Genomic DNA, 6,803 nt, shown 5'->3' with positions numbered 1-6,803 from the left:
GCCTTCCGCCCCGGCATTGTTCAGATAACTTCCAGAACCCGCTGCTCTGACCTTATCGGGCTCGGCTTGGGTCGACGCTCAGAGCACGTCCCCTACCGGCGTATCGACTGTGATGCGCGTCGCCGCGACGTTACCCGCGACATGGGCAAGGGGGTTCCCCATCGGATCGAATTGGTCAATCGTAAAGGTGCCAGTGTATTGGTCCGCTTTGCGATCGACCGTAACCCTTTCCTGGATTTGAACGGGTCCGATGAAATTGCTGGAAGTATCGAAGCCCAACGCAAAGTGATTCAGCTGATAGCTGGATGGTCCGTTCTTCTGCCAGACCCCCAGGCAGAAGTCGCCAGTTACAGGCGGCTTTGAGGAGTTCATGATCTCGGTTCCATCGCTGTGCCACTGCGCGAAGCCATTGTCGAGCACGGTGCCATCAGGAATACCGGCATTCCCCTCAGACAAAAACTTCACTTTCCAGAAGCCAATGATCCCATTGTTGGAGCCTTGATCGCTTGAGACCAGAATGAACGAGCCTGTCCCGGCCTGAAGCTGTTCCTCGAATGATTGCAGCTGGATACCTCCGTGCTTCAGCCACTCGGACCCTCCGCATTGAGCATCCGCCCTGGAGACGAATCCCATCCCGATTAGAACCATCGCGATAGCCGCGGTGATCGCCGTTTTAAACATTGTATGCATTGCATTCTTCCCCTGCCGCCGATTATCGACAGCGGCATCGATTACGTTGTGGGCCCTCTTTGCTTTGTCGCGTTGATTGCCGAGAGATGCGTAGCTGTTGGTCATGAACCTTCCTCCTTCTGGGAGGGCGCGATCCTGCTCCCTGCCCTTCGGGCGTAACTCCGGAAGGAACAATCGTTCGCTTCGGACGAACAAATGAGTGGAATGAACCGCCGGACGACGCGCGGTACCGGGAAGACTTTGTCTAGTTTACAGTTGCCATTTAATCCGGTCGGCGGGCGCATACCGGCAGGTGCTACCGGTAGAGATGCAGTTGGCGAGATGGCGGCCTAGCGGCGGGTTTACGTTTCGGATCGCCTCGATCGCCGATTTGATTTGCCTGGTCACGTTGACTCGCGCGCGTTCGCGATGCGACGCGGCCCGCCGCAAGCCGCCATAAAGCCCCGTCCCGGATGCGATTTCCTGCGATAGCATCTCCCGCTCGGCGCGTGCGCGGGCGACAGCGTCGAAGTCGTGGGATGCCTCTGCTTTATCGATCTCGTTTTCGAGTTCAGCGATACGGCGACGGTACTCGCTCAACGCGCGCGCATCGAATTGTTCACCGGCGTCGCCGAGGTCAACCGATCCGCGTAGCCCGTCTTGCGCCACGCCCGTCCCCGCGCTCGAGCCGACCGTTGAGAACATCTCGGTCGCCGGTATCTCCTCGCCCGGACGAGCAAGCAGCATCGCGATGAATCGCATCCCGCCGCGCTCGCGAACATTCGACGACCTTCCTTCAAAGGCGGTCTTCCAGTACTCACCTTCCTTGCGAAAGATCGGCGGAAAGGTTCCGTTGTGACCGGTAGCGCCTGATAGAGAAACGCCGATATTCCTGTCGGCTTCCACTCGATCGATCCAGCGCTGACCGGCGCCATAGCGCCGGTAGATCTCGATTGCCGCATCGAACTTCTCATTCGCGCGGTGTTCGTCGCCGGCGGCAAGTACGCGTCCCCATAGCAGAAGAGTCTCGGCCTGTTCCCATGGCAGCGAGTAACGGGTGAAGGTCGCAATCGCGCGTTCGAAGAATGTTTCCGCGTCCTTCAATCGACCTTCGGCCGCGGCGACTACTGCTTCTGCTCGCGCGACAGCGCCAACGAGCCCGCGCCAATCCTCGCCGGCTGCCAATATCTGGCGCAATCGCTCGAGATGAGGTTGGACGCTGGCGACGTCAGTGTCGCCAGCCTGGGCCAGGACTAGCTCTGGCCTAAGCCACATTTCGACCAGCGGTAGCGAGCCCTCTCCGAAAATTTGCAAAGCGTCATCGAGGAAGGCGCATCCGTGAGTTGTTTGCCCGGTTATCCGGAGCAGGCGAGCGTACCAGAACGACAGATCTGCATGGCGTTCTCGCGCACTGGAAGCGCGTGTGATTGAGAGACCGGACTCGAGAACAGACTTCGCTACCGTCCAATCGCCTCCGTGGATTGCGATGATGCCGCGAAGCAGAGTACTCGGCGCCTTATCGACCAGCGCTTGGGCATCTTCGAGATTTCCCATCATCACGTGCATAGTGGCCAGCGATTCAACCAACGATCGAAAGTCGGTATTCGGGGTGAATCCGGCCGACCGACTTTTTTCAATCCCGGGCAATCCGAGTTCTTCCAGCAGCCATGGCTTGCCGTGTGCCGGATCCCACAGCCTCGACAGAATTCTACCTGTCCTCTCCAGCTGTCTGGCCAATGATTCAGCGGAATTGCGGTCTATCGGCGTCGCCAGCGCCTCGGCGATTCGTCCGGTATGAGCCAGGAGTTGTGCCCGAACGTTCGAAAAATGAGCTATGTGGTCGGACGCTCGCAAACGCTCACTCATTTTCAATCCTTGCTGACAGACTTCCATACCCCGCGTTGTGTCGAGCGACTTCCACCCGGCCAGCGCCATCGCCATGTACAACCACAGCGAATCGTAATCGTTCGCGTGTTTGAGTTCGCGCTGTGCCGGTTCGAAGTGGGTCATCGCGCGACTTATATCGGTGAGGCCTTCGTCGTCATCTTTGCAAAGTTGAAGCGCTGCCGCCGTGCGAAGCTTTACCGCCTGTCCTAAAAGGCCGTGTTCCTCACACAACTCTATAGCGCTTCCGAGTTCTGCGGCGGCGTTCTTCGAAGTCCGGTCAGACCATGCCCGGGTATAGGCGATACCCGCAAAGAATTCAGCCTGTCGTCTTTGACTATCCTGACCTTTCTCGGCGTGCCGCAAACCGGCGTGAAAATGAACCAGTGCTTCTTCCCAGGCTTCCACGTCCAGCGCTGCCCACCCGGCTCGAAGTGAGTATTCGATCGCCTTCTCGATTTGGAGCGGATCAGCTGACGCCGCCGCCGTTTGATCGAAATGATGGGCAAGTGCCGCAAGATGAGGTGTGAGATTGGTGGCGTTCATCTGCTCCAGCGCCTCACCAATCGCGCGATGAAACCGCGTGCGTTCTGCCTCGGTCAAGCCTTTGTAAAGCGACTCGCGGAGGAGCGGGTGGGTGAAGCGATAGCTGTCATGCGATGCGAGCGCGACGACACCGACTTCGGACGCCTCGTCCATTAACTCACCAGTAGTTGCTATGTTCAAATTGCTGATTCGATTCAACAACTCACGATCAAATTCCTGTCCCAATACCGCAGCCACGGCTAGAACAGACTGCGCTTGCGGCGATAACAACCCGAGACGTTTGCGGATCGCGCCGCGTACATCTTCCGGGAGCTTGAACCCGCGCAGGTCGATGCGATCCGAGGTCCCGAGGTTTCGCTCAGCCAGCAGCACCCGGACTACTCCATCCACGAACAGCGGATTACCCGCCGTGACGCGATGTAGCTCCGACGCGAAGGCGTCACTCGGCAAGCGCTGCGCGCGGTCCTCGACCATCCGCGTCACTTCGCTCTGGTCGAGACCGGCCAGCGATATTGCGCGACCATAACGCAGGATCTCGCCGACGATCTCGGACAGATAGGGCGAACCGCGCACCTCAGCGTCGCGATGTGTCCCAACTATGACGATCCGCGAATCCGTCAGTCCGCGCGCGACGAACTTGAACAGTTCGAGCGAGCTGTGATCGGCCTCGTGCAGATCGTCAAGGACTATCAGCAGCGGTGCGGAACTCGCGACCTTCTTGAGCAGAGTCGCAATCGCGTCGAACAGCCGAAAGCGCGCCTGAGCCGGATCGGAGGGAATACGAGGCGGGACGGTCTCTGCCGACAATTCAGGAATCAGCTGTGCTATCTCGGGCGGCAGAGCAGAGTGCCTCTCCCGGTCGCGGCGCTGGTCGAGAATAAGTGAGCGCAGGACGTCCACCCAGGGCAAATAGGCCGGCGCGCCAACGTCTTCCCAGCATCGCCCCCACACGACTCGCATCCCACGCGATGCGGCATCGCCGGCGATTTCGTCGGCGAGACGAGTCTTGCCAATTCCCGGTTCGCCCGAGATAAGGAACACTCCACCGAGTCGCCCTTTTCCGGAGGTGGTATCTGCTAGTCCACTGCGCAATTCCGATAGTTCGCGCTCGCGGCCAACTAACGGCAGCCGTGACGGCGTGGAATGTGTGTTTTCGCGCTCGTTCGTAGGTGCCCCCAACTACGCGGCCGATGTGAATGCCGTCGAGGCCGCTCAATAAACCGCAACTGTACGAAGGCGCCGCTCAAAGGTCTACAGGCGCAAATTCAACCTTGCTTAGACTTCGATCAACCCCCCGCGACCGGGACTGCGGCAACGCCTTGCAGGTTGCGGATGCTTGGGCGCTCCATCATCCGCTTGATCCAGGCGTCGATGTTGTTGCGGTTGTTGCCCATCACGTCGATTCCGATTTCGTTGAGGATGAGCATCCTCGGGGCGAAGCCGATGTCGGCGACCGAGAACTCGCCGGCGAGGAAATTGTTGCCCTGCAATTCGTGATTCAGGTAGTCGAGCACGCGCTCGACATCCTGATGAAACCGCTGGACGCGAGTCTGATCGCGTTCAGCCTCGGGCTTGGAGAACTCGCTAATTAACTGTCCCACCGGCGGCGTGAACGTGGTGTCGGCAAAATCCTCGAACGACCGCGCGCGTGCGCGCATCGCACTGGAACCGACCGGCGGCAGCACCGGCGGCTCGGGATATTCATCGTCGAGGTACTCGTTGATAATCGTTGAGTCGTATATGACGATATCGTCATCGATCAGCACCGGGACGCGTCTGAACGGGTTGAGCCGCACGAAGTCGGGCTTGCGATTGTCGTGCTGGGTCAAATCAACATTGACGAGGTCGTAGGTAAGAGCCTTTTCGGCCAGCACGATGCGCACCTTCTGGCCGTAGGGGCAGGAAAGGAAGTCGTAGAGTTTGATCATATCGGGCAAGTCCTCATTCGGCTTGCGCCGCGACGGTAATCTTCAAGCTGGCTTCAACCTCGGAATCGAGCTTGACCGGCACCGTGAAATCTCCGAGCTGCTTGATGGGCTCGGGCAGGTGAATTTTGCGCCGCTCGATATCGAGACCGTTCTCGCGGAGCGCGCGTTCGAGATCGATATTGGTGACGGAGCCGAAGAGCTTGCCCTCTTCGCCGGCGCGGGCATGAAGCGTCAGGGTGAGCGCCTCAATCCTGGCCTTGACCGCGAGTGCGTCGTTGCGCTTGATCTCGCCGCGGCGCGCGGCGGTGCGCTTCTGATGCTCGAAAGCGCGGATATTTTTCTGATCCGCTTCGACCGCGAGCTTGCGCGGCAACAGGTAGTTGCGCGCATAGCCGGCGCGGACCTTGACCACGTCGCCGGTCCTTCCCAGGTTGGGAAGGTCTTCGTTGAGTATGACTTGCACGTTCATGGTTAGCTGCCTCGTTTCCGCCCCGCTCTTTAGAAGAAATCGCCCAGGTTGTTCGCTTCGGGACTCGGGGGCTTGAGCCGCCGGAAGTCGATCCACATATCGAACACGCCCGCGACGCCCACGAGCGCTGCCACCACCGGTTGTGCGAACACGACGAAATAAATTATGCCGCGCACGATCGAAGGGACCGCCAGCGACTGAAAATAGAACCCTATAATTGCGAGACCCTGGCAAAAATACACCGCCCCGATGCAAATGAAGCCGTTGAGCGCGATATCGCGGATCGGCGCGACCGGGATGAACAGCCCAAATCCGGCTGCGAGCAACAGCCATATCATCCATTCCGGCGCCGACCATTTCGAAAGATCGCCGAACAGGCCGTAGGCCAGACGCTGCGGCCCGGCCCATCGCCAGAACACGCGCAAATTAAGCAGCATCGAAGCCGCCGCGACGAGCAGCGCGAATGCCGGCAACAGACGCATCGTGAGCGAGATGACGCTGGCCTGAGTGTCGGGGGCAATCGCCTGTTGCATCCCGAGCAGCTTGTAGAAATCCTGCCCGCGCGCCATCCCCTGCACAAGTTCGTCGTGGACGGTCTTGATGAACGCGTCGGGGCCGCCCATCAGCACGAGCGCAGAGACAACTGATGCGCCTACCATCACGCCCGCGCCAACCGCGGTGATCATCTCGAAAGATAAGCGCCGCTCGAGCATGTAGCACGCAATCGCCGTCGCGAGGCCGAACGACACAAAGTACGCAAGACCGCCGATAGGTCCCCACAGGATTGCCACGAATGCGGTCGCGAGCAGGACCGCAATGGTCGCGCGCAGGTTCGGGCTCGGACGCCCGACCGCGTAGACCAGGATCGGCGCGGGCGCGAGCATCATCAGGATGCCGCCGATGAGCGGTATCGCGCCGCCGGCGAGGAAGAACGCTCCCGCCAACGCGGCCGCACGAACCATCCCGATAACAGCCCTGCGCGTCACTGGATTAAGCCGCTAAACGCCCAGCGTCGAGAACGGCAGCAGCGCGAGCACGCGCGCGCGCTTGATCGCGACCGCCAGTTGGCGCTGATGCTTCGCGCAGTTACCCGAGGTTCGGCTCGGCACTATCTTGCCGCCCTCGGTGATAAAGCTGCCGAGCGTGCGCACGTCTTTGTAATCGACCTTGAGCGTCTTGTCGGCGCAGAAGCGGCATACTTTGCGACGTCCGCCCGGACGCCCGCGACGCATCCCGCCGCCGCCGCGACCCTCACCGCCACGGCCTTCGCCGCGATCGTCGCCGCCGGGACGCGGGCCGCCGTAGCG

The 6,803-nt window shown here is 60.2% G+C and carries 6 protein-coding genes; all 6 read right to left on the bottom strand.

Translation table 11 applies throughout. The annotated features are described in order from the left end of the window. Positions 1–78: 78 nt before the first annotated feature. Complete coding sequence (locus WB650_RS19450; RefSeq protein ID WP_422306649.1) at positions 79–795, bottom strand: hypothetical protein; 717 nt, start codon at positions 793–795, stop codon at positions 79–81. 144 nt (positions 796–939) lie between these two features. After that, entirely contained in the window at positions 940–4,278 is a 3,339-nt protein-coding gene (locus WB650_RS19445; protein ID WP_422306648.1) for an ATP-binding protein, read from the bottom strand. A gap of 107 nt (positions 4,279–4,385) precedes the next feature. Continuing rightward, positions 4,386–5,027, bottom strand: coding sequence for a glutathione S-transferase family protein (locus tag WB650_RS19440; RefSeq protein WP_422306646.1), 642 nt, complete (start codon positions 5,025–5,027; stop codon positions 4,386–4,388). 13 nt (positions 5,028–5,040) lie between these two features. Continuing rightward, positions 5,041–5,490, bottom strand: coding sequence for a 50S ribosomal protein L9 (gene rplI / locus WB650_RS19435; protein ID WP_422303379.1), 450 nt, complete (start codon positions 5,488–5,490; stop codon positions 5,041–5,043). A 35-nt stretch (positions 5,491–5,525) separates the two neighbouring features. Then, positions 5,526–6,482, bottom strand: coding sequence for a DUF2232 domain-containing protein (locus WB650_RS19430; protein WP_423961670.1), 957 nt, complete (start codon positions 6,480–6,482; stop codon positions 5,526–5,528). A 12-nt stretch (positions 6,483–6,494) separates the two neighbouring features. After that, a partial coding sequence (gene rpsR, locus WB650_RS19425; RefSeq protein WP_423961668.1) for a 30S ribosomal protein S18 occupies positions 6,495–6,803 on the bottom strand: 309 nt, incomplete at its 5' end.

This window comes from Binatus sp. (SeqCode), assembly GCF_049584895.1.
Classification (GTDB): Bacteria; Desulfobacterota; Binatia; order Binatales; family Binataceae; genus Binatus.
This window is presented reverse-complemented; position numbering and strand designations above follow the sequence as displayed.

Bases quoted from the DNA above. Each gene is read 5' to 3' on its own strand.
- WB650_RS19450 (WP_422306649.1), bottom strand. From the start codon at position 795: ATGACCAACAGCTACGCATCTCTCGGCAATCAACGCGACAAAGCAAAG.
- WB650_RS19440 (WP_422306646.1), bottom strand. From the start codon at position 5,027: ATGATCAAACTCTACGACTTCCTTTCCTGCCCCTACGGCCAGAAGGTG.